We start from the raw sequence: 21,422 nt of genomic DNA, 5'->3' as shown, positions 1-21,422 counted from the left end.
CGGCTCCCGGAGCGGCCCTCGCATCAGCCCAGCACCGTGGTCAGGAACTCCCCGGTCCACGCCAGCAGTTCGCGCCCCACCACCGGCTTCCCACCGATCCGCGCCGTCGTCGGACGCGGCACCAGCACCTGCCCGGCCGCCGCCTTCACCACCGACCGCGGATACAGCCGCTTCAGCCGCAGCTCCTGCGACTCCCGCAGCTCCACCGGCGCGAACCGCACGTTCGAACCCTGCAGCGTGATGTCGGCGACCCCGAAGGAACGCGCCAGCATCCGCAGCCCCGCCACCAGCAGCAGGTTCTCCACCGGTTCCGGCAGCGGACCGTAGCGGTCGGTCAGCTCCTCGCGCACCGCGGCGATGTCCTCCTCCGAGTTCGCCGACGCGATCGCCCGGTACGCCTGCAGCCGCAACCGCTCCCCCGGCGCGTAGTCGTGGGGCACGTGCGCGTCCACCGGAAGCTCGATCCGCACCTCCAGCGGCGCCTCCTCCGCCACGCCCCCGGAGCCGCCGGACTCCAGCGCCGCCCGGTAGTCGGCCACCGCCTCCCCCACCATCCGCACGTACAGGTCGAAACCGACCCCCGCGATATGACCCGACTGCTCCCCGCCCAGCAGATTGCCCGCCCCGCGGATCTCCAGGTCCTTCATCGCCACGTACATGCCCGCGCCCATCTCCGTGTGCTGCGCGATCGTCGCCAGCCGCTCGTGCGCCGTCTCCGTCAGCGGCTTCTCCGGCGGATACAGGAAGTACGCGTACCCCCGCTCCCGGCCGCGCCCCACCCGGCCGCGCAACTGGTGCAGCTGGGACAGGCCGAACATGTCGCCCCGCTCCACGATCAGCGTGTTGGCGTTGGAGATGTCGATGCCCGACTCCACGATCGTCGTGGAGACCAGCACGTCGAACTTCTTCTCCCAGAAGTCCACCACCACCCGCTCCAGGGCCGTCTCCGACATCTGCCCGTGCGCCGTGGCGATCCGCGCCTCGGGAACGATCTGCCGCAGCCGCGCCGCCGCCCGGTCGATCGACTCCACCCGGTTGTGGATGTAGAACACCTGGCCCTCGCGCAGCAGCTCACGCCGGATCGCCGCACCGATCTGCCGCTCCTCGTACGGGCCGACGAACGTCAGCACCGGATGCCGCTCCTCCGGTGGCGTGGTGATCGTCGACATCTCCCGGATGCCGGTGACCGCCATCTCCAGCGTCCGCGGGATCGGCGTGGCCGACATCGTCAGCACGTCCACGTTCGCCCGCAGCTTCTTCAGCTGCTCCTTGTGCTCCACACCGAAACGCTGCTCCTCGTCGACGATCACCAGGCCCAGGTCCTTGAACCTCGTCTCCGACGAGAACAGCCGGTGCGTGCCGATCACCACGTCCACCGAACCGTCCCGCAGCCCCTCCAGAACCGCCTTCGCCTCCGCGTCCGACTGGAACCGCGACAGCGCCCGCACCTTCACCGGGAACTGCGCGTACCGCTCCGAGAACGTCCCGAAGTGCTGCTGCACCAGCAGAGTCGTCGGCACCAGCACGGCCACCTGCTTGCCGTCCTGCACAGCCTTGAACGCCGCCCGCACCGCGATCTCCGTCTTGCCGTAACCGACGTCGCCGCAGATCAGCCGGTCCATCGGAACCGACTTCTCCATGTCCTCCTTCACCTCGGCGATCGTCGTCAGCTGATCGGGCGTCTCCATGTACGGGAACGCGTCCTCCAGCTCCCGCTGCCACGGGGTGTCCGCGCCGAAGGCGTGCCCGGGAGCGGCCATCCGCGCCGAGTACAGCCTGATCAGGTCCGCGGCGATCTCCTTGACCGCCTTCTTCGCCCGCGCCTTCGTCTTCGTCCAGTCCGCGCCCCCCAGCCGGTGCAGCGACGGCTGCTCACCGCCCACGTACTTGGTGATCAGCTCCAGCTGGTCCGTCGGCACGAACAGCCGGTCCCCCGGCTGCCCCCGCTTCGCCGGCGCGTACTCCACCAGCAGGTACTCGCGCGTCGCCCCCTGCACCGTGCGCTGCACCATCTCCACGTACCGGCCCACACCGTGCTGCTCGTGCACGATGTAGTCACCCGGCTGCAAGGTCAGCGGATCGATCGTCTTGCGCCGCCGCGCCGGCATCCGCCCCAGATCCCGGCTCGCCGACTTCTGGCCCGACAGATCCGTCTCCGTCAGCACCGCCAGCCTCAGACCCGGGTCGACGAACCCGTTCTCCAGCGTCCCGCACGACACGTGCACCACCGACGGGGAGATCTCCCCCAGCTCCGGCTCCAGCCGCGCCGCGATCCCCTCGCTCCCCAGCACCTCCACCGTGCGCGCCGCCGGACCGTGCCCCTCCGTCAGGAACACGCACCGCCAGCCGTCCGCCAGCCACCCCTTGGTGTCCGCCAGCGCCCGCGCCGTGTCCCCCCGGTAACTCTCCGGAGCCCGCATCCCCAGCGTCAGCGAGTCGGCCCCCGGCCCCGCGTCCGCCGCGTCCGCCGAACCCATGGCGAACGGGCTCACCGACCACCACGGCATCCCCAGCTCACGCGCCCGCTCCCGGACGTCCGCGATCCCCCACAGCGACGCCGCGCCCACATCGATCGGCGCCTCTCCCCCGCCCGCGGAGGCCGCCCACGACGCCTGCAGGAACTCCTGGCTGGTCGCCACCAGATCCGCCGCCCGCGTACGCACCCGCTCCGGATCGCACACCACCACCATGCTCCCCGACGGCAGCACGTCCAGCAGCAGCTCCATGTCGTCCACCAGCACCGGCGCCAGGGACTCCATCCCCTCCACCGCGATGCCCTCGGCGATCCTCCCCAGCAGCTCGCCCAGCTCCGGATGCGCCCGCGCCAGCTCCGCCGCCCGCGCCCGCACCTGCTCCGTCAGCAGCAGCTCGCGGCACGGCGGCGCCCACAACCCGTGCTCCGCCACCTCCAGCGACCGCTGGTCGGCCACCTTGAAGTAACGGATCTCCTCGACCTCGTCCCCCCAGAACTCCACCCGCAGCGGATGTTCCTCCGTCGGCGGGAACACGTCCAGGATCCCGCCCCGGACCGCGAACTCCCCCCGCTTCTCCACCAGCTCCACCCGCGTGTACGCCGCCGCCCCCAGCGCGTCCACCACCGCGTCCAGTTCCACCTGCTGCCCCGCGCGCAGGCCCACCGGCTCCAGATCCCCCAGACCCTTCACCTGCGGCTGCAGCACCGACCGCACCGGAGCCACCACCACACTCACCGGCCCCGCCGCCGGATCGTCCGCACTCGGATGCGCCAGCCTGCGCAGCACCGCCAGCCGGCGTCCCACCGTGTCCGACCGGGGCGAGAGCCGCTCGTGCGGCAGCGTCTCCCAAGCCGGGTACTCCACCACCGCGTCCTCCCGGCCGGGCGGCATCAGCGACCGCAGCGCCGACGCCAGGTCCTCCGCCTCACGCCCCGTCGCCGTCACCGCCAGCACCGGCCGCCCCGACGACCGCGCCAGCGCCGCCACCGCGAACGGCCGCGCAGCCGGCGGACCCACCAGATCCACCTCGCGCCGACGGCCGTCGGCAGCGGCCCGTACCGCCTCCGCCAGCGCCGGATCCACCACGACCGCATCAAGAAGACCGGTGAGACTCATCGAGACGTTCCATCCCAGAGGCTGGACAACAAGGGCACGCACACCGGCGCCCCGGACAACACGAACAACCCGACACGCCGAGCGGGCCGGGGGTCCCAGCCTACGACGGCCGGCGCCCCCCGCGTCGCCCCTCCGCCACCCGTCCGCCACCCGTCCACCGCCCGTCGGCCACCCGCCCACCGCCGGTCCGCCACCCGCACAGCACCGCGGCCCGGCCCCGGCAGGCGCACACCGCACCCACCGCGACCGGGCCGCAGCACAGACCCCACGAGCCCCGCCGGGCCCGCCCGCTACTCCGTGGCGATCGCGTTCAGCACATTCATCCGGCCCGCCCGGAACGCCGGCACCAAAGCCGCCACCAGACCCACCACGGCGGCCCCCACGAACACCCCCGCGATCGTCGGCCACGGCACCTGGAGCACCTTCAGCCCCTCCAGCGCCAGCAGCCGCTGCGCCGCCACACCCCAGCCCAGGCCCAGGCCCAGACCCAGCAGCGCACCGAACAACGCGATCACCACCGACTCCAGCCGGATCATCCGCCGCAACTGCCGCCGCGACAGCCCGATCGCCCGCATCAGACCGATCTCACGCGTCCGCTCCACCACCGACAGCGCCAACGTGTTCACCACACCCAGCACCGCCACCACGATCGCCAGCGCCAGCAGCCCGTAGACCATGTTGAGCAACTGCCCCACCTGGTCCTCCAGCAGCTCCTTGTAGTCCGCCTGGTTACGGACCTCGTACTGCGGGAACGGCTCCAGCTCCTTCTTCAGAGCCGCGTACGCCGCGTCCTCCTGCCCCTCCTCCGCCTTCGCGAACAGCATCATGTTCAGCGGCATCCGGTCCTCGGGCACATACCGCTCGGCCGTCGCCGTGCTCAGGTACATCGCGCCCCGGTCCACACTCGTGTCCGCCGCCGTGATCGCCCGCACCGTCAGCTCCGCCGTACCACCGGCCGCGAAATCCACCTCGACCCGGTCGCCGACCTCCACACCGTGCGCCTTCGCGAAGTCCTCCGGCACCGACATCGAATCCCGCTCGTACGCCGCCGGCAGCTCACCCGCCACCGTCTCCACCCGCAGATCCTCGGCATACGTCGCGGAAGCAGCCGTCACCGACTCCTTCACCGTCTCGCCGTCCGGACCCGTCAGCCGCGCCTCCAGCCACCGGTACTCGGTGACATGCTCCACACCCTCCGTACCGCGCACCCGCTCCACGGCCTCGGGCACCACCGGCTGCCCCGCGCTCGACTGCAGGATGAAATCCGCGCCCACCGACCGGTCCAGCTCGTCGCCGGCCGACGCCACCAGCGACGCGCCCACCACCGACAACGACGCCACCAGCGCCAGCCCGATCATCAGCGCCGCACCCGTCGCCCCCGTACGACGCGGATTGCGCAGCGCGTTCCGCTCCGCCATCCGCCCCACCGGGCCGAACACCCGCAGCACCACCGCGCCCAGCACCCGCACCACACCGCCCGCCAGCAGCGGACCGACCAGCACGAAACCCACCAGCGTCAGCACCACGCCCGCGGCCAGGAACAGCGACCCGCCCGCCGCGTCGTCCGACCCCGCCGCCACCACCAGCGCACCCGCACCGGCCAGCGTCAGCACCAGGCCCACACCCGAACGGACCCGGCCCACCCGGCTCCCCGCCGCCGGCAGACCGTCGTCCCGCAACGCCGCCATCGGCGACACCCGGCCCGCGCGCCGCGCCGGAAGGTACGCCGCCAGCACCGTCACCACGACACCCAGCACCACACCGACCACCGGCGTGACCCACCGCAGCGTCAGATCGTCCGTGCTCAGGTTCATGCCCACCAGGCCCATGAGCTCCATCAGCCCCACGGCCAGGCCCACACCGGCGGCCACGCCCACCACCGAGCCCAGCACGCCCAGCAGCACGGCCTCCACCAGCACCGAACGGTTCACCTGCCGACGGCTCGAACCGATCGCCCGCATCAGGCCGATCTCACGCGTCCGCTGCGCCACCAGCATCGAGAACGTGTTCACGATCAGGAACACACCCACCAGCAGCGCGATCCCCGCGAAACCCAGCAGCGCGTACTTGATCACATCGAGGAAGGACCCGATCTCGTCCTTGCCCTCCGCCGCGTACTCCTCCTGGGTCCGGACCTCGTACTCCCCCGAACCCAGCGCCGCGACGACACGCTCCTTCAGCTCCTCGTCGCTCACATCCCCGGCCGCCATCACATACACGTCCGTGTAGGCGTCCGAGTCCCCCAGCAGCCTCTCCTGCACCGTGTCGGTGTCGAAGTACACCACCGTCGCGCCCGGATTCGTCGACCTGAACGCCGCCACACCCACGATCTCCGCCCGGAAGTCACCCAGCGCCGAGATCGTGCGCAGCTCCTCCCCCGGCTCCAGACCGTGCTTCTTGGCCGTGTCCGCGTCAACCATCACCTCACCCGCGCCACGCGGCAGCCGGCCCTCGGTGACCTCCATCGACTTCTCGTCGATCTCGGTCCAGTTGCTCGCGATCGTCGGCGCACCCGTCGACGACCCCATGTTCTCGTTGTCGGCGTTCACCACCGTCACACTCGTGCTGTACGCACCGCCCGAGACCGAGGAGACCCCCTCGACCCCCTCAAGCTCCTCCAGCAGCGAACCCGGCACCGTCACAGGCCGCCCCGTACCCGGCTGCCCGTCGCTCTCCGCGTCCTTCGCCGAGACCGTCACGTCCGCCGCCGTCTGCGAGAACAGCCGGTCGAACGTCGTGTTCATCGTGTCCGTGAACACCAGCGTCCCGCACACGAACGCCACCGACAGCACCACCGCGACACCGCTCAGCAGCATCCGGCCCTTGTGCGCCACGAAATTGCGCAGCGAAGTCCTCAGAACGGTCATGACACCCGCCCGAACGTGTCGAACGCCTTCATCCGGTCCAGCACAGCCTCCGCCGTCGGCCGCAGCATCTCGTCCACGATGCGCCCGTCCGCCAGATACAGCACCCGATCCGCGTACCCCGCCGCCACCGGGTCGTGCGTCACCATCACGATCGTCTGACCCAGCTCGTCCACCGAACGCCGCAGGAAGCCGAGCACCTCCGCGCCCGCACGCGAGTCGAGGTTGCCGGTCGGCTCGTCACCGAAGATGATCTCCGGCCGGGCGGCCAGGGCGCGGGCGACGGCCACGCGCTGCTGCTGGCCGCCGGAGAGCTGGTTGGGGCGGTGCCTCAGCCGGCCCGACAGGCCGACCGTCTCCACCACGCGGTCCAGCCACTCCCGCTCGGGCCTGCGGCCCGCGATGTCCATGGGCAGCGTGATGTTCTCCAGCGCCGTCAGGGTGGGCAGCAGGTTGAACGCCTGGAAGATGAAACCGATCTTGTCCCGGCGCAGCCGGGTGAGCTTCTTCTCCTTCAGGCCCGTGATCTCGGTCTCGCCGATCCACACCTGCCCCGACGACACCGAGTCCAGCCCCGCCAGGCAGTGCATCAGCGTCGACTTGCCCGAGCCCGACGGGCCCATGATCGCGGTGAACGCCCCCCGCGCGATGTCCACGTCCACCCGGTCCAGCGCCACCACCCGCGTCTCGCCGGCGCCGTACGCCTTGACGACCTGCCGCGCCCGCGCGGCAACGGCCGTACTTCCTCCACTGCCCCCGGTCCTGGGATTCACTACAGCCGTTGTCACGGTATGTCTCCTATATCGACTGCCATCGACCGCGCCGGGCCGGGGCCTCCCCGAAGCCCTCGGCGCCGGCCGGCACTGAACTGACTGGATCTGGGTCTGGATTACGCGAAGAGCCTGCCGCGCACGGGCGGGCGCCGCGATGGTGCGCGGTGCCGTATCCGTACGGGGGCCAGCACCACCCCCACCGGTGCGGCACCCCCTGCATCAAGCAGCCTAGGGAGCGATCCGCCCGCCCTCGTCCTGCCAGGGGACGAACCGCGGGTAGGAGGAAGGGGGTGCCACCCCCTAGGGGAACCGGCCCCGACGATGCCCTTTACCCCTACGTCAACCTCAACCCGGCGCGGGGCCGACGGGCCGCTCGCGTATACGGCGAAGGGCCCCGACCGGTGGGTCGGGGCCCTTCGCTCGGGCTTTGAGCTCCCCCGCCAGGACTCGAACCTGGACAAGTGGCACCAAAAACCACTGTGCTGCCGATTACACCACAGGGGATGGCAACTCAGGCCAAACCGGACGCTCGCTCGGACCGCCGACTGGCCTCCACCACTATGCCGTACCACCAGCCCTCGATGCGACGGTAAAGGCCGGCACCGCGCCGGACGCGAACGGCCAGACACCCCGGTGCTCCCCTCCCGCGTTCTTGCGGGAAGTCTTCGGGCTGTGTTTCTTCAACGTCGTCCTGGCTCGAACCGTGACGCCGGCCTGGCCCCGTAAAGGCGTGCACGGTTCGGAAATCCGGATGATTCAGCGGTTCGGGTGAAAAGTGGCTTTTTCATCACCGCGCATACCGGCACGCACACGGTTTTCCGCGGGCGGAGCCGCCCCGAAAACCGCTGGCGGGCGGTCGTAGGCTGGGCGGTATGACCGAGACGGGGGAAAGCGTCGGAGCCCGTGACCAGGGTGATGCGCCTCGGGGGCCGTTGTGGTGGACACGGCGTCGGAGTGCGGTGCTGGACGTGGGGCTCGCACTGGCGTCGGGTGCGGAGTGTGCGGCGCAGGGGGTTCCGTTCGCGCGTGACGCGGGCGTTCCGGTGGGGTTGTCGGTGGCGCTGGGTGCGCTGGCGGGGTTGGCTCTGGTGCTGCGGCGCCGGTGGCCGATCGCGGTGGTGCTGGTGGCGATCGCGGTCACGCCGGCGCAGATGGGCTTCCTGCTGGGGACGGTGGGGCTGTACACGCTGGCGGCGTCGGAGGTGCCGCGGCGGATCATCGGTCTGCTGGCCGGTATGCAGGGGCTGGGGACGTTGGTCGTCTCGGCCATGGAGCTCCAGCGGAACGTGGGACGGGACGACTACGGCTATGACCCGCCGGCGTGGTTCGTCCCCCTGGTGTCGGTGCTGATGTCGCTGGGGGTGACGGCGCCGCCGGTGCTGCTGGGGTTGTACGCGGGGGCGCGGCGGCGGCTGGTGGAGAGCCTGCGGGAGCGCGCGGACGGTCTGGAGCGCGAGTTGTCGCTGCTGGCGGATCGTGCGGAGGAGCGTGCGGAGTGGGCGCGCAACGAGGAGCGGACGCGGATCGCGCGGGAGATGCACGATGTGGTGGCGCACCGGGTGAGTCTGATGGTGGTGCATGCGGCGGCGCTGCAGGCGGTGGCGCGGAAGGACCCGGAGAAGGCGTCGCGGAACGCGGCGTTGATCGGGGACATGGGGCGGCAGGCGCTGACGGAGTTGCGGACGATGCTGGGTGTGCTGCGGGCGCATGAGGGGAAGTCCGCGGGGTCTGCGGAGTCGGAGCGTCCGCTGGCCCGGGTGGCGGAGGTCGCGGAGGTGGCCGCGGCGGCCGTGGTGCGGGGTCCGGCGGGTCCGGCGGGGGGCTCGGAGGAGTCCGGTGGGCCGTGTCTGCGTGAGCTGGACGCGCTGGTGGGGCAGTCGCGGGCGGCGGGGATGCCGGTGGAGCTGTCGGTGGAGGGGGAGGTGCGTTCGTATGCGCGGCGGGTGGAGCAGACGGCGTACCGGGTGGTTCAGGAGGCGTTGACGAACGTGCACAAGCATGCCGCCGGTGCGCGTACGCGGGTGCGGCTGGCGCGTCGCGCGGGTGAGGTGGCGGTGCTGGTGGAGAACGAGGCGCCGGCGGAGGGTGTGCGGGGGGCGGGGCTGCCCAGTGGGGGCAACGGCCTGGTGGGGATGCGTGAGCGGGTGGCGGCGCTGGGTGGGGGGTTCGTGTCGGGGCCGACGGAGGCGGGGGGTTTCCGCGTGTCGGCGGTCATTCCGGATCACGGGTGAGGCGTTTGGGGTTGGTGCCGGTGACGAGGGTGGTGAGGGCGGCGTCGAAGGTGGGGCCGAGGTACCAGTCGCCGGTGTGGTCGATGCTGTAGACGCGGCCTTGTTCGTCGATGGCGAGCAGGGCGTTGCCGTTGTCCTCTTCGCCGAGGGGTGCGATGGCGGTGTCGAGTGCGCGTCCGAGGTCGTTGAGGGTGCGGGGCCAGTGGAGGCCGTACAGGGGGTCGATGCGGACGGCGGTGGGGGCGATGTGGCGGCCGGGTTCGGTGCCCACGATGTGGAGTCCGCCGAATTCGGCCCAGGCTTCGACGGCGGCGGGGAAGACGGCGTGCTGGTGTCCGGTGGGTGAGCGGTGTGCCCGGAGGGTGTCGGCCCAGATCTCGGCTTGTGCGATGTGGTGGCGTCCGGGTGTCCAGCCGGCGTTGCGGAGGGCGGCGTCGACGGGGACGGGGAAGCGGGTGGTGGTGTCGCGGGGGTGCGGGATGGGGGTGTTCACCGTTCTCCTGCGGGGTCGACGGGGCGTACGCCGAAGTGTGCGAGGAGGGCTGTGCAGGATCGGCAGGGGGGTGCGTAGGTGCCGTGCGCGGGGTCGCCGTCCTCGCGGATGCGGCGGGTGGTGATCTTGGCGCCCTTGAGGGCTTTGCGGGCTTCGCCGGTGCTGAGGGGCTTGCGGCTGGCGCGTTTGCCGCGGGTGGCTTCGGTGGTGGTGAGGTGGCGGGAGATGAGGACGGCTTCGGGGCAGCGTCCGGTGTGGCGTTCGCGTTGCGGGGTGGTGAGGGTGTCGAGGTAGTCCTGGACGAGGGGGTGGAGGGCCGGGGGGTCGTCGGCCTTGCCGGCGGTGCAGGTGAGGGTCCGGCCGCGTACGGAGAGGGCTGCGGCGACGGTGGGCATGATGCCGTCGCGGCGGTGGCGCGGGACGGGGGTGGTGTCGTCGGGTGCGCCCCAGCCGATGCGGGGGTCTCCGGGGTGTTCGGCGGTGTTGTGTTGTGTGGCGTGCATGGTTGGGTTTCCTCCCCGCGCATCCCCCCGATGGCGTTGGTTCAGAGTGCCAAACGCCCGGGCTTTTGGGAAAGCGGGGTCGGTTTCGGGGCATGTCGTGGGGCGTGTCCCGGCCCGGTGGGGCCGTGGTGCGAGTGTGCCGTGCCGGGGTGGCGTGTTGATCGCCGGGGTGGCCGCCGTGGGTGTGGCGGGGTGCTCGGGCGGGGCGGGACCGGTGGCGGGGGTAGCGCATAGGCTGTGCTCGTCAGCGCCCATCGGCGCCCGTGAGCCAGTTGCCAGCAGGGGGCACCGCCATGACGACAGGTAGGCCTGGGTCGGGGGTTTCTCCCGGTTCTCTTCCCGGGGAGGGGTCCGCGCCGCCGAATGCGGCCTATGCCGGGCAGGTCGTGCGTTTTCCGGATCCGGTGCGGGCCGCCCGGTATCCGGGCGGTGTGCGGGTGGACGAGCGGGGTTATCCGGATTTCTCGCCGTTCGCGCGTGCGGCGGTGGAGATCGCGGAGCCGCCGGAGGGTTTCGGTGCGGACGAGTTGCGGCTGACGGACTACGTGTCGGCGAACGCGGCGCTGCACGCGGAGGGTCACGAGTTGTGGGCGGAGTTGCCGCCGGTGGCGACTCCGCACGGCTGGACGTGGCATCACGTGGCGGGCGGCCGCCGGCTGGAGTTGGTGCCGGTGGAGGTGAAGGCGCTGCTGCGGCACCACGGTGGTCTGGCGACGGCTGTGGTGGATCACGGGAAGCGGGGGACGCGGCCGTTGCAGGAGACGCGTCCGGTGCACTTCGAGGTGCCGCACGGTGTGGCGGTGTCCGAGGAGCAGGTGCTGGATGTGGAGGAGGCCCTGGGGTACCGGCTGCCGGAGGCGTACCGGTCGTTCCTGAAGGCGGCGGGTGGTTGCGCGCCGGCGGGGGTGGCGCTGGACGCGGAGTCGGGGCTGCTGGTGGATCAGCCGTTCTTCACGGTGCGCGAGGAGGCGGCGGTCAACGATCTGGTGTACGTGAACAAGTGCCTGCGCGACCACCTGACGAAGGACTACCTGGCCGTGGCCTTCGTGCAGGGCGGGATCGTCGCGGTGAAGGTGCGCGGTGAGGCGCCGGGGTCGGTGTGGTTCTGCGCGTACGACGACGCGCGGGACCGGGACGGGTTGACGGTGCAGGAGCGGGTGGCGGAGCTTCTGCTGCCGTGCGGTGCGGATTTCGACGACTTCCTGCTGCGGCTGGCGGGCAATCCGCCGGAGTTGGAGACCGTGGCCGGCCTGATGGTGGACGGCGGGTTCGCGCGTGCCGTTCCGGTGGAGGGGTGAGGCTCGATGGTGACGTTCGCGCAGGCGCAGGAGCGTGCGGAGCGCTGGATCAACGGCGGCGTTCCGGCGTATCAGCACCGTGAGGTGCGGGTGCGGGAGTTCGATCTGGGTTTCGTGGCGTGGGCGGAGGGCCCCCTGGGCTCGGGGAGCCCGGGCGGTGCCCCCGGCTCCGACGGTCCGTCGTCGGGCGGTGGCCGGCAGCGGCTGGTGATCGCGCGGGACAGCGGCGAGTCGACGCTGTGGCCGGCTTTGCCGGTGGGTGAGGTGATCCGGCGGTACGAGGAGGAGTACGGGACGTCGGCCGCGCCGGTGCCCGCGGCTCCGCCGCAGCGGGTGGATCTGGAGGCGACGTCGTTCCTGCTGACGCCCCCGGAGTGGTTGCAGGAGGCGGCGGACCAGTTGGGGATCCCGGGCCGCCGTGAGGCCTCCGGCCCGGGGGGGTCGGACGGTTCGGGCCGTTCGTCGGGCGGTTCGGTGTCGCCGGCGCCCGGGTCCGCCCCGGTGTCCACGTCCGCTCCCGCGCCTCCTCCGGCGGCGGCTTCCGGTTCCGGTTCGCCGTGGGACGCGGCGGACACCAGCGGCAGCGGGGGCGATGTGGCGTCGGTGCGGCCGCCGATGACGGTGTTCGCGCCGCCGATCAGCGGGAGTGACGACGAGGACGGCGGGCCGGGTCCGGCGTCCGGGGCGAGTGCGGAGGCGAGGACGGCGCTGCTGCCGGAGAGCGGTGCGCTGCCGAGGACGGCGGTGGCTCCGGCGGTCGGCGGTCCGCAGGACCCGCAGGCCGCCGCGCAGGACCCGGGCCGGCCGCCGCAGGGGCGGGACCAGGACGTGCCGCCGCGGACTCCGCCGGGCGGGGTGCACCACGCGGCGACGATGCTGGCCGATCCGTCGGCGGGCGGCACCGGCGCTCCGCCCCCGCCGGGTGCTCCGCAGCCGCCCGGCGCACCGGGGATGCCGGGGGACGTCGCCACGGGCCGTGCGGCGAAGCGCGGCGGTGGGTCGTCCGTGCCGCCGCCGCCCGGTGCGCCGGGGGTGCCCGGGGCTCGTCCGGGGGGTGCGGGGGCGGCTTCGCCGGGGGGTTCCTCCGGTGGTGCGGCCTATGCGCCGACGCAGTTGGTGTCGGCGGAGGAGGTGGCGTCCCAGGGGGGTGCCGGCACTCCCCCGCCGCCGGGCGCTCCGGGCACCCCTGCGCCGGGCGTCCCGGGCGGCGGGGTGCACCACGCGGCGACGATGCTGGCGGGCTCCGGCGGTCCCGGGACCCCGCCGGGTGCGCCCGGGGTGCCGGGCGGACCGGGGATTCCTCCCGGTGCGCCGGCGTACGGCTATCCGCAGCAGCCCTCCGGTGTGCCGATGGTCGGGCCCGGTTACATGGCGGTGCTGCGCTACCGCGCGCCGGACGGTTCCGAGCAGCAGCTGATCCGCCGTTCGGCGCCGGGCACTCCGCATCCGGAGTGGCAGATCCTGCACGAGCTGCGGGCGATGAACGTTCCGCCGCAGCAGGTGCTGGAGCTGCACACGGAGCTGGAGTGCTGCGACGTTCCCGGTGGCTACTGCGCGCGGATGGTGCGGGAGTCCTGGCCGCAGGTGCGGATCAGCCACACCGCGCCGTACGGGCGCGATGTGGCCTCCCGCCAGCAGGGTGTGCGTCATCTGATAGAGCACCAGGGCGAGTTGCACCAGGTGGCCGACGGCCCGGCGCGTCCGGCGCCGGTCCGGGTGCCGCTGCCGCCGCCGCACCTGCTCCAGCCTGCGCCGCCGGCCGGGCCGGAGGGTGTGGCGCAGGAGCTGGCGCAGGCGTTCGGCCCGCAAGCGGTGTTCCGTTTCGACCAGCGTGCGGTCTCCCGTCAGGGGGTTCCGGACGTGGTGGCGCAGACGCTGATGTGGGCGGGTCTGCCGGTGGAGTTCGGTCCGTTCTTCTGGGCGCAGGCGCAGCCCGGGCGTCCGGTGCCGACGCTGGCGGAGCTGGCGCAGGAGCGCGGGGTGCTGTCCGCGGCGGACGCGGCCTCGTACCTGGTGATGGGCAACGACTACGGGCGCCAGCTGTGCGTGCAGTACGGCACGGCGCACATCGTGGCGGTGCCGCTGGAGGCTCCGGCGGGGGGCGGACCGGCCGCGGTGCAGTTCGTCAACAGCGGTCTGCCGGAGTTCGTGCGGTGTCTGGCGCTGCTGGGCCGGATGTGGCGGCTGCGGTACGGGCTGACGCCGGAGCAGGCGGGCCGCTGGACGGTGGACTTCCAGGGGATGCTGGCGTGTCTGGATCCGGCGGCGCTGGCCGGCCCGGAGAACTGGTGGTCGGTGCTGCTCGAGCAGATGTGGGACGGGCTGCTCTAGCCGTCGCGCCCGGCCGTTCCCGGTGTGTCCGTGCCCGGTCTCCGCCGAGCGGGGCCGGGCGCGGCTGTTCCTCCGGCCGAGGGGGCGCGCCGGGAGGATCACGCTTCCGTGGGTGTTCGCGGGGTTTGTGTCGGTTGCGGCGCACGGGGTCCCATGGCGCATGCTGGGTGGGATATCCGCCGGATTGTGTCGAGGTTGGGGTTCACGATGTCTGCGTCGTCTGTGTCCAGGTCGCCTCACGGTTTCGCCGTCGTACGGGGCCGCGGTTACCGGCCCGAGCAGGTCGACCGCTTCACCAGCGGGTTGTACGGGGATCTGGAGGAGGCGCGGGAGCGCCTGACCCGGCTGGGGGTGCTGGCCGGGGAGCTGGAGGCGGAGGCGGACCGGCTGCGCGGGGTGGTCGCCGCGCTGCCTCCGCAGACGTTCGAGGCGCTGGGTGAGCGGGCCCTGCTGATCCTGTCCGAGGCGGAGGCCGAGGCCGGGGAGTTGCGGGCGCGGGCGCGGGAGGAGTCGCGCCGGGTGCTGGAGCGGGCCCAGGAGGAGGGCCGGGCGCGGCGGGAGGCGGCGCACGGCGGTGCGGTCCGGGCGCGGGCGGAGGCGGACGCGGAGGCGGAGGCGCTGCTCGGGCGGGCGCGGGAGCGCGCCGGGGAGCTGCGGGCACAGGCGCGCGCGGAGGCCGACGAGCTGCGGGGCGCGGGCGAGCGCGAGCTGCGGGAGATGGCCGAGCGGTGCGAGGCGCTGCTGCTGGCGCAGGAGAGGAAGCAGGCGGAGGAGGCCGAGGAGCGGGAGGCGGAGCTGGCCGGGCGCGAGTCGGCGGTGGCGGAGCGGGTCGCCGAGCTGTCCGCGCGGGGCGAGGCTGTTCTGGAGCGGGCGCGGCGGGAGGCCGCCGGGGCGGAGGAGGACGCGCGGCGGCTCCAGGCGGAGGCCGAGGAGCGGGCGGCGGAGCTGCTGGCGGGGGCGCGGCTGCGGCAGGAGCGCCTGGAGCGGGAGACGGAGCGGATCGTGCGTGCGCACGAGCAGCGGCGGGAGGCGGTGCGGCAGCACATGGCGCATGTGCGCGCGAGTCTGGCGGCGATCACCGGGCGTGGTCCGGGCGGTGTGGACGTCCCGGAAGGCGCAGGCGGCACAGGCGGTGCGGGCGGTGCGGGCGGTGCGGGCGGTGCGGGCGGTGCCGAGGGAACGAGCGGACGCGGCGGTACGGACGGCCCCGGCGGTACGGGTGGCGTGACGGTGCCGGGCCAGGGGGCACCGGCGGAATGACCGGGTCCCCCCGGTATCCTGCGGATGACACCACACCTTCCCGCGCGGTTTCGCCGCGGTCCCTCCCGTGAACCGGCGGTGGCCGCCGGGTGCGCGGGGGTGGTCCCCCGGGTGGGTTCCGTGTCGGTCCGGCAGCCCGCCCCGCCATCCGTCCACAAGACGTCCGAAGTTCCGTCCCGAAGCCGAAGGGCACACCCGTGAGCGCCAACCGCCCGGCAGCCGTCGTCGTCCTCGCAGCGGGTGAGGGCACCCGCATGAAGTCCGCCAGGCCCAAGGTCCTGCACGACATCTGCGGGCGGTCGCTCGTGGGTCATGTGGTGGCGGCCTCCCGTGAGCTGGATCCCGAGGAGCTGGTGGTGGTCGTCGGCCACGGCCGCGAGCAGGTCACCGAGCATCTGGCGGCGCTGGACGCGAAGGTGCGCACGGCGGTGCAGGCCGAGCAGCGGGGCACCGGGCACGCGGTGCGCACGGCGCTCCAGGCGCTGGCGGCCGACGGGGTGCGGCCCGCGGGGACGGTGGTGGTCACCTGCGGCGACACCCCGCTGCTGACCGGCGAGACGCTGTCGGACCTGGTCGCGTCGCACGCCGAGCAGGGCAACGCGGTGACGGTGCTGTCGGCCGAGGTGCCGGACGCGACCGGTTACGGGCGGATCGTGCGCTCCGAGGACGGCGCGGTGACGGCGATCGTGGAGCACAAGGACGCCACCGAGGAGCAGCGGGCGGTCCGGGAGATCAACTCGGGGGTCTTCGCGTTCGACGGGCGGCTGCTGGCCGAGGCGCTGGGCCGGATCGGCACGGACAACAGCCAGGGCGAGGAGTACCTGACCGACGTGCTGGGGATCCTGCGCGCCCAGGGGCACCGGGTGGGCGCCTGTGTGGCGGGCGACCACCGGGAGATCGTCGGCATCAACAACCGGGTGCAACTCGCCGAGGCGCGCAGGCTGCTGAACGAGCGGCTGCTCCGGCGGGCGATGCTGGCCGGGGTGACGGTGGTGGACCCGGCGACGACGTGGCTGGACGTGACGGTGACGTACGAGCCGGACGCGCTGGTGCATCCGGGTACGCAGCTGCTGGGGTCCACGCGTCTGGGCGCGGGCTGCGAGGTCGGGCCGAACTGCCGGCTGGCGGACACCGTCGTCGGCGAGGGCGCGGTGGTGTCCAACGCGGTGACGGACTCGGCGGAGATCGGCCCCGGCGCTTCGGTGGGCCCGTACGCGTACCTGCGGCCCGGGACGCGGCTGGGACCGGGGTCGAAGGCCGGCACGTATGTGGAGATGAAGAACGCCGAGGTGGGCGAGGGCACGAAGGTGCCGCATCTGTCGTACGTGGGCGACGCCACGATCGGCGAGCACTCGAACATCGGCGCCGCGAGCGTGTTCGTGAACTACGACGGGGTGAACAAGCACCACACCACGATCGGCTCGCACTGCCGGACGGGGTCGGACAACATGTTTGTGGCTCCCGTCACGGTCGGGGACGGGGCGTACACCGCCGCCGGGTCCGTGATCACCAAGGATGTGCCGCCCGGTTCGCTGGCCGTCGCGCGCGGCCAGCAGCGCAACATCGCGGGCTGGGTGGCCCGTAAGCGCCCCGGGAGCGCGGCCGCGCGGGCGGCCCAGGCCGCCGCGGAGGAGAGCGGCGACGGCCCCGTGACCGGGGGATGACCCGGCAGAGGCGCCCCGACCAGGGCGTACCGTGAGAAGCGCACACCGTGGTGCGCCCCGACGAATCGATGCTCGCAAGGAGATTGTGTTGTGACCGGGATCAAGACGACCGGCCAGAAGAAAATGATGTTCTTCTCCGGCCGCGCCCACCCCAGTCTGGCGGAGGAGGTCGCGGGGCATCTCGGTGTCAGCGTGGTCCCGACGAAGGCGTTCGACTTCGCCAACGGCGAGATCTACGTGCGCTTCCAGGAGTCCGCCCGTGGTGCCGACTGCTTCCTGATGCAGAGCCACACCGCTCCGATCAACAAGTGGATCATGGAGCAGCTGATCATGGTGGACGCGCTCAAGCGGGCCTCGGCCCGGAGCGTCACCGTGATCGTGCCGTTCTACGGCTACGCGCGGCAGGACAAGAAGCACCGCGGCCGTGAGCCGATCTCGGCGCGGCTGATCGCCGATCTGCTCAAGACGGCCGGCGCGGACCGGATCCTCACCGTCGATCTGCACACCGACCAGATCCAGGGCTTCTTCGACGGTCCGGTGGACCACCTGTTCGCGCTTCCGGTGCTGACGGACTACGTGGGCGGCAAGGTGGACCGCTCCAAGCTGACGGTGGTCTCGCCGGACGCGGGCCGGGTGCGGGTCGCCGACCGCTGGTGCGACCGGCTGGGCGCGCCGCTGGCGATCGTGCACAAGCGCCGCGACCCGGACGTGGCGAACCAGGTGACCGTCCACGAGGTCGTCGGCGACGTGCGGGGCCGGGTGTGCGTGCTGGTGGACGACATGGTCGACACCGGCGGCACGATCTGCGCCGCGGCGGACGCGCTGTTCGCCAACGGCGCCGAGGACGTGATCGTGGCGGCCACGCACGGTGTGCTGTCCGGCCCGGCGGCGGACCGGCTGAAGAACTCCAAGGTGAGCGAGTTCATCTTCACCAACACCCTGCCGACGCCGAGCGAGGTGGACGTCGACAAGATCAAGGTGCTGTCGATGGCGCCGACGATCGCCCGCGCGGTGCGCGAGGTGTTCGAGGACGGCTCGGTGACGAGCCTCTTCGACGAGCAGGCGTAACGGTTCGGCGGGGGCGCCGTACCCGGGTACGTGCCCGGTGCGGCGCCCCCGCCGTGTCCGCTGCCGCTTTCGCGGGGCGGTAGACTCGTGGAGTTGCTCGGCGAGGGAGCCGTGCCCGCGGTGGCACGGTGATCCGTTATCGACGCGCTCTTCGCAGCAGGTCAGTCGTGGCCGAGTAGCTCTGGCAACCGCCACAGAACCGACTTGAGAGACGAGGAGTGCGTCATGGCTGACGTCAAGATCTCCGCCGAGGTCCGCAAGGAGTTCGGCAAGGGTGCCTCCCGCAGGCTCCGCCGCGAGAACAAGGTTCCCGGTGTCATCTACGGGCACGGCACCGAGCCGGTCCACGTGGCCCTTCCCGGCTACGACCTGATGATGGCCCTGAAGACCTCGAACGTGCTGATCACGCTGGACGTCGAGGGCCGCCAGGAGCTGGTGATCCCCAAGGCCGTGCAGCGCGAGGCCATCCGCGGCTTCCTGGTCCACATCGACCTGCTGGTCGTCAAGCGCGGCGAGCAGGTCACCGTGGAGATCCCGGTCCACACCGAGGGCGAGCTGGCCCCGGGTGCGAACCTGCTGGAGCACGTGCTGAACACGCTGCCGGTCGAGGCCGAGGCCACCCACATCCCGGAGGCCGTGACCGTCTCCATCGAGGGTCTGACCGCCGGCGACTCCGTCCTTGCCAAGGACATCCCGCTGCCCAAGGGCTCCTCGCTGGCCGTCGAGGAGGACACCGTCGTCCTCAACGTGCTGGCCGCGCAGGCCGAGGCGCCCGCGGAGGGCGAGGCCGCCGAGGGCGAGACCGCCGCGGAGTGACCTGCGGGCTCACCCCCTTTCTCCGGCCGCCGGCCCGCGCCGTGGGCGCGGGCCGGCGGCCGTGGTTCTTCCCCCTGTAGGTCCGCTGTAGGAGAGGACGACGATGAGCGACGCCGACGCCCCCTGGCTGGTGGTGGGCCTGGGCAACCCCGGTCCGGAGTACGCGGCGAACCGGCACAACGTGGGGTTCATGGTCGCCGACCTGCTGGCCGGGCGGATCGGGGGGAAGTTCAGGACGCACCGCTCCCGGGCCCAGGTGCTGGAGGGCCGGCTGGGCGCTCCGGGCGCCGGTGGCCGCCGGGTGGTGCTGGCCAAGCCGATGTCGTACATGAACCTCTCGGGCGGCCCCGTCACCGCGCTGCGCGACTTCTACAAGGTGCCCGCGGAGCGTCTGGTCGTGATCCACGACGAGCTGGACATCGACTACGGGACGCTGCGGCTGAAGAAGGGCGGCGGCGACAACGGCCACAACGGGCTGAAGTCGATCACCAAGTCACTCGGTCCCGGCTACCACCGGGTGCGCTTCGGCATCGGCCGCCCGCCGGGCCGGATGCCGGTGGCCGACTTCGTGCTGAAGGACTTCTCCTCCACCGAGCGCAAGGAGCTCGACTACTTCGTGGACCGGGCCGCGGACGCCGTGGAGTGCCTGGTGGTGGACGGCCTGGAGCGGGCGCAGGGCACGTACAACTCCTGAGCCGCGCCCGGGCCCCACCGAGCCGCGCCCGAGCCGTGGAGTCCCGGGGCGCACGCCGGGGGGCGCATGGAGGTTGACCGTCCGCTTCCCGGTGCCCCAGGATCCCGCCATGTCTCCTGGGTTCCTGGGCACCTCCGCCGGGCGCAGCCGGGTGCGCCGGGCCGGCGAGAGCGCGTACGGCCTGCTGCTGCTGGCGAGGGCGGCGCTGATGGGCGCGGTCGCGGCGGTGCTGCTGATGGCCGGTGTGTGGATCTCCCTCGACGGGACGCGGCAGGCGGTGGCCGACCGCGGCGCGGTGCGCGGCACGATGACCGTCGCCGAGTGCGAGGGGTGGACGTGCACGGGGCCGTTCGCGCCGGAGGGCGGCGGCGGGGGCGCGCGGGCGGGGGTCGCCGTCGAGGCGCCGGTGTCGTACGAGGCCGGTGAGCGGCTCCCGGTGGCGCTGTGGCCCGGCCGGGAGGGATCGGACGGGCCGGGCGGGGCCGAGGTGGTGCGCACCGGTACCGCCGGTGTGCTGTACGCGTGGCTGCCGCTGGCGGGCGCGCTGGTGCTGGCCTCGCCGGTGATCGCGGGCGGTCTGGGCATGCGGCGCACCGCGTGGGGGGCGGGGCTGTCGGGGCTCGCGCTGATGGGGGCGGCGTTCGCGCTGCTGTGAGCAGCGTCTTCCGGTGTCTCTCCGGTTCAATCTTTTTGATCTTGAGATTGACCTGATTGTTACACGAGGTCTTCCGGGACAAGCGTGACACATGGGATCAGAGGTGGCGCATCGCGCTTGACCGGTTCCGTACGGCGGGAAAGGCTACGCCCACCCCCCTCATTCCCCACACGTCCAAGATGTCCCCCGCCACCGAAGGTGGTACTTCATGCGCATTCTCTCTTCGGCGTCTGTGGTGACGGCGGCCGCAGCGGCCTGTCTGCTCCTGGCCCCCACCTCGCACGCCATCTCGCCCGCAACCAAGGGCGGCAACGGTGACAACGGCACCGTGAAGATCCACGACAGCAAGACCGGCGAGGAGTTCCGCAAGAACGAGCCGAAGGTCTGCGAGTTCTACCTCGACGCATTCGGCTTCGACGCCGTCCAGGAAGTCACCTGGAAGATCTACCAGCACCCGCCCACCGGCAGGAAGCTCGCCGAGGAAGGCAGCATCACCCTCGACGGCGACGGGCACGGCCGTACCGACGACATGACCCTCCCCAACGGCCACTACAAGCTGGAGTGGAACTTCGAGGGCGAGAACGGCCGGGCCAAGCACAAGGTCTTCTGGACCGACTGCGAGGACCCCGACACCCCGGGCGAGACCTCGGGCGGCTCCACCGGTGAGACCACCGAGGGCACCACCGGCGGCTCGGAGGAGACCACCGGCGGCAGCACCGAGGGCACCTCCGAGGGCACCAACGGCGAGACCACCGAAGGCACCTCCGGTGAGACCACCGAGGGCGCCGCGGGCGGCGAGGAGACCACCGGCGGCACCGAGGGTTCCACCGGCGAAGGCTCCACCACCGAGGGCTCGACCGGTGAGGCCACCGAGGGCGCCGCGGGCGGCGAGGAGCCGGGCGCTTCGACGGGCGACGGCGGCAACCTGGCCGAGACCGGTTCCGAGGCCCCCGTCGCCGCGCTCGCGGCGGCCGCCGCGGCGCTGCTGGGCGCGGGCTCGTACCTGGTGATGCGCCGCCGCAAGGCCGCCCAGGGCTGATTCCCGAGGGCCCGGTGCCGGGCCGTGGTCACGGCACCGGGCGCAACGGGCACAGCGCACGGCCGCGGACAAGGCGATGGGCCCCTCTCCCGGGTGGGAGAGGGGCCCATCGCCGTTCGCGTGTCCGCTCGCGTGCGCCGGCC

15 protein-coding genes, 1 tRNA gene and 1 pseudogene are annotated in these 21,422 nt (G+C 72.6%); 10 read left to right on the top strand and 7 right to left on the bottom strand.

Translation table 11 applies throughout. The features are described from left to right. Positions 1 to 23: 23 nt before the first annotated feature. The 5 genes and pseudogenes from mfd to QPK52_RS16465 all read right to left on the bottom strand — a co-directional run. Positions 24 to 3,590, bottom strand: a complete 3,567-nt coding sequence (mfd, locus tag QPK52_RS16485) for a transcription-repair coupling factor (protein WP_410538262.1) — start codon at positions 3,588 to 3,590, stop codon at positions 24 to 26. A gap of 290 nt (positions 3,591 to 3,880) precedes the next feature. Beyond that, entirely contained in the window at positions 3,881 to 6,457 is a 2,577-nt protein-coding gene (locus tag QPK52_RS16480) for an ABC transporter permease (RefSeq protein WP_410538261.1), read from the bottom strand. Beyond that, positions 6,454 to 7,242 (bottom strand): ABC transporter ATP-binding protein, encoded by a 789-nt coding sequence (locus tag QPK52_RS16475; RefSeq protein ID WP_410538260.1) that lies wholly within the window; start codon positions 7,240 to 7,242, stop codon positions 6,454 to 6,456. Before QPK52_RS16475 ends, QPK52_RS16480 begins: the two co-directional genes overlap by 4 nt. 417 nt (positions 7,243 to 7,659) lie before the next feature. Then, positions 7,660 to 7,731 (bottom strand) — tRNA-Gln (locus QPK52_RS16470). 7 nt (positions 7,732 to 7,738) lie between these two features. Further along, positions 7,739 to 7,920: pseudogene (locus QPK52_RS16465) on the bottom strand (hypothetical protein); the annotation flags it as partial. Positions 7,921 to 8,099: 179 nt separating this feature from the next. On the opposite strand from QPK52_RS16465, the gene QPK52_RS16460 reads away from it, so the two are divergent. Beyond that, positions 8,100 to 9,458 carry a sensor histidine kinase gene (locus tag QPK52_RS16460; protein WP_410538259.1) on the top strand — a complete coding sequence of 453 codons (1,359 nt, stop codon included), beginning with the start codon at positions 8,100 to 8,102 and terminating at the stop codon, positions 9,456 to 9,458. Here the strand turns inward: QPK52_RS16460 and QPK52_RS16455 are convergent. Both QPK52_RS16455 and QPK52_RS16450 read right to left on the bottom strand, forming a co-directional pair. Further along, entirely contained in the window at positions 9,439 to 9,951 is a 513-nt protein-coding gene (locus tag QPK52_RS16455) for an SUKH-3 domain-containing protein (protein ID WP_410538258.1), read from the bottom strand. The two genes, QPK52_RS16460 and QPK52_RS16455, sit on opposite strands and share 20 nt — an antisense overlap. After that, a complete protein-coding gene (locus QPK52_RS16450; protein ID WP_410538257.1) occupies positions 9,948 to 10,454 on the bottom strand; it encodes a YwqJ-related putative deaminase in 507 nt (168 codons plus the stop codon). The genes QPK52_RS16455 and QPK52_RS16450 overlap by 4 nt, the downstream gene beginning before the upstream one ends. Before the next feature lie 293 nt (positions 10,455 to 10,747). On the opposite strand from QPK52_RS16450, the gene QPK52_RS16445 reads away from it, so the two are divergent. From QPK52_RS16445 to QPK52_RS16405, 9 genes are all read left to right on the top strand, one after another. Next, a complete protein-coding gene (locus QPK52_RS16445) occupies positions 10,748 to 11,752 on the top strand; it encodes an SMI1/KNR4 family protein (protein WP_410538256.1) in 1,005 nt (334 codons plus the stop codon). 6 nt (positions 11,753 to 11,758) lie between these two features. After that, on the top strand, positions 11,759 to 14,083 hold the full coding sequence (locus tag QPK52_RS16440) for an SUKH-4 family immunity protein (protein WP_410538255.1): 2,325 nt from the start codon (positions 11,759 to 11,761) through the stop codon (positions 14,081 to 14,083). Between the two features lie 222 nt (positions 14,084 to 14,305). Beyond that, positions 14,306 to 15,343: a cellulose-binding protein gene (locus tag QPK52_RS16435; RefSeq protein WP_410538254.1), complete on the top strand. Its 1,038-nt coding sequence runs from the start codon at positions 14,306 to 14,308 to the stop codon at positions 15,341 to 15,343. 197 nt (positions 15,344 to 15,540) lie between these two features. After that, the gene (gene glmU, locus QPK52_RS16430; protein ID WP_410538253.1) at positions 15,541 to 17,007 is read left to right on the top strand and encodes a bifunctional UDP-N-acetylglucosamine diphosphorylase/glucosamine-1-phosphate N-acetyltransferase GlmU; all 1,467 of its coding nucleotides are present in this window, start codon (positions 15,541 to 15,543) and stop codon (positions 17,005 to 17,007) included. Between the two features lie 90 nt (positions 17,008 to 17,097). Then, on the top strand, positions 17,098 to 18,075 hold the full coding sequence (locus QPK52_RS16425; protein ID WP_410538252.1) for a ribose-phosphate diphosphokinase: 978 nt from the start codon (positions 17,098 to 17,100) through the stop codon (positions 18,073 to 18,075). 225 nt (positions 18,076 to 18,300) lie between these two features. Further along, complete coding sequence (locus QPK52_RS16420; RefSeq protein ID WP_410538251.1) at positions 18,301 to 18,891, top strand: 50S ribosomal protein L25/general stress protein Ctc; 591 nt, start codon at positions 18,301 to 18,303, stop codon at positions 18,889 to 18,891. A 103-nt stretch (positions 18,892 to 18,994) separates the two neighbouring features. Further along, positions 18,995 to 19,585: an aminoacyl-tRNA hydrolase gene (pth, locus tag QPK52_RS16415; protein ID WP_410538250.1), complete on the top strand. Its 591-nt coding sequence runs from the start codon at positions 18,995 to 18,997 to the stop codon at positions 19,583 to 19,585. A 109-nt stretch (positions 19,586 to 19,694) separates the two neighbouring features. Further along, positions 19,695 to 20,240, top strand: coding sequence for a hypothetical protein (locus tag QPK52_RS16410; protein WP_410538249.1), 546 nt, complete (start codon positions 19,695 to 19,697; stop codon positions 20,238 to 20,240). Between the two features lie 208 nt (positions 20,241 to 20,448). Beyond that, positions 20,449 to 21,279 carry an LPXTG cell wall anchor domain-containing protein gene (locus QPK52_RS16405; RefSeq protein WP_410538248.1) on the top strand — a complete coding sequence of 277 codons (831 nt, stop codon included), beginning with the start codon at positions 20,449 to 20,451 and terminating at the stop codon, positions 21,277 to 21,279. Positions 21,280 to 21,422: the final 143 nt, after the last annotated feature.

The sequence above is a fragment of the Streptomyces sp. KL2 genome (genome assembly GCF_046529545.1).
GTDB lineage: Bacteria > Actinomycetota > Actinomycetes > Streptomycetales > Streptomycetaceae > Streptomyces > Streptomyces radiopugnans.
Note: the sequence above shows the minus strand (reverse complement) of the source record. Positions and strands in the feature narration are given on the sequence as shown.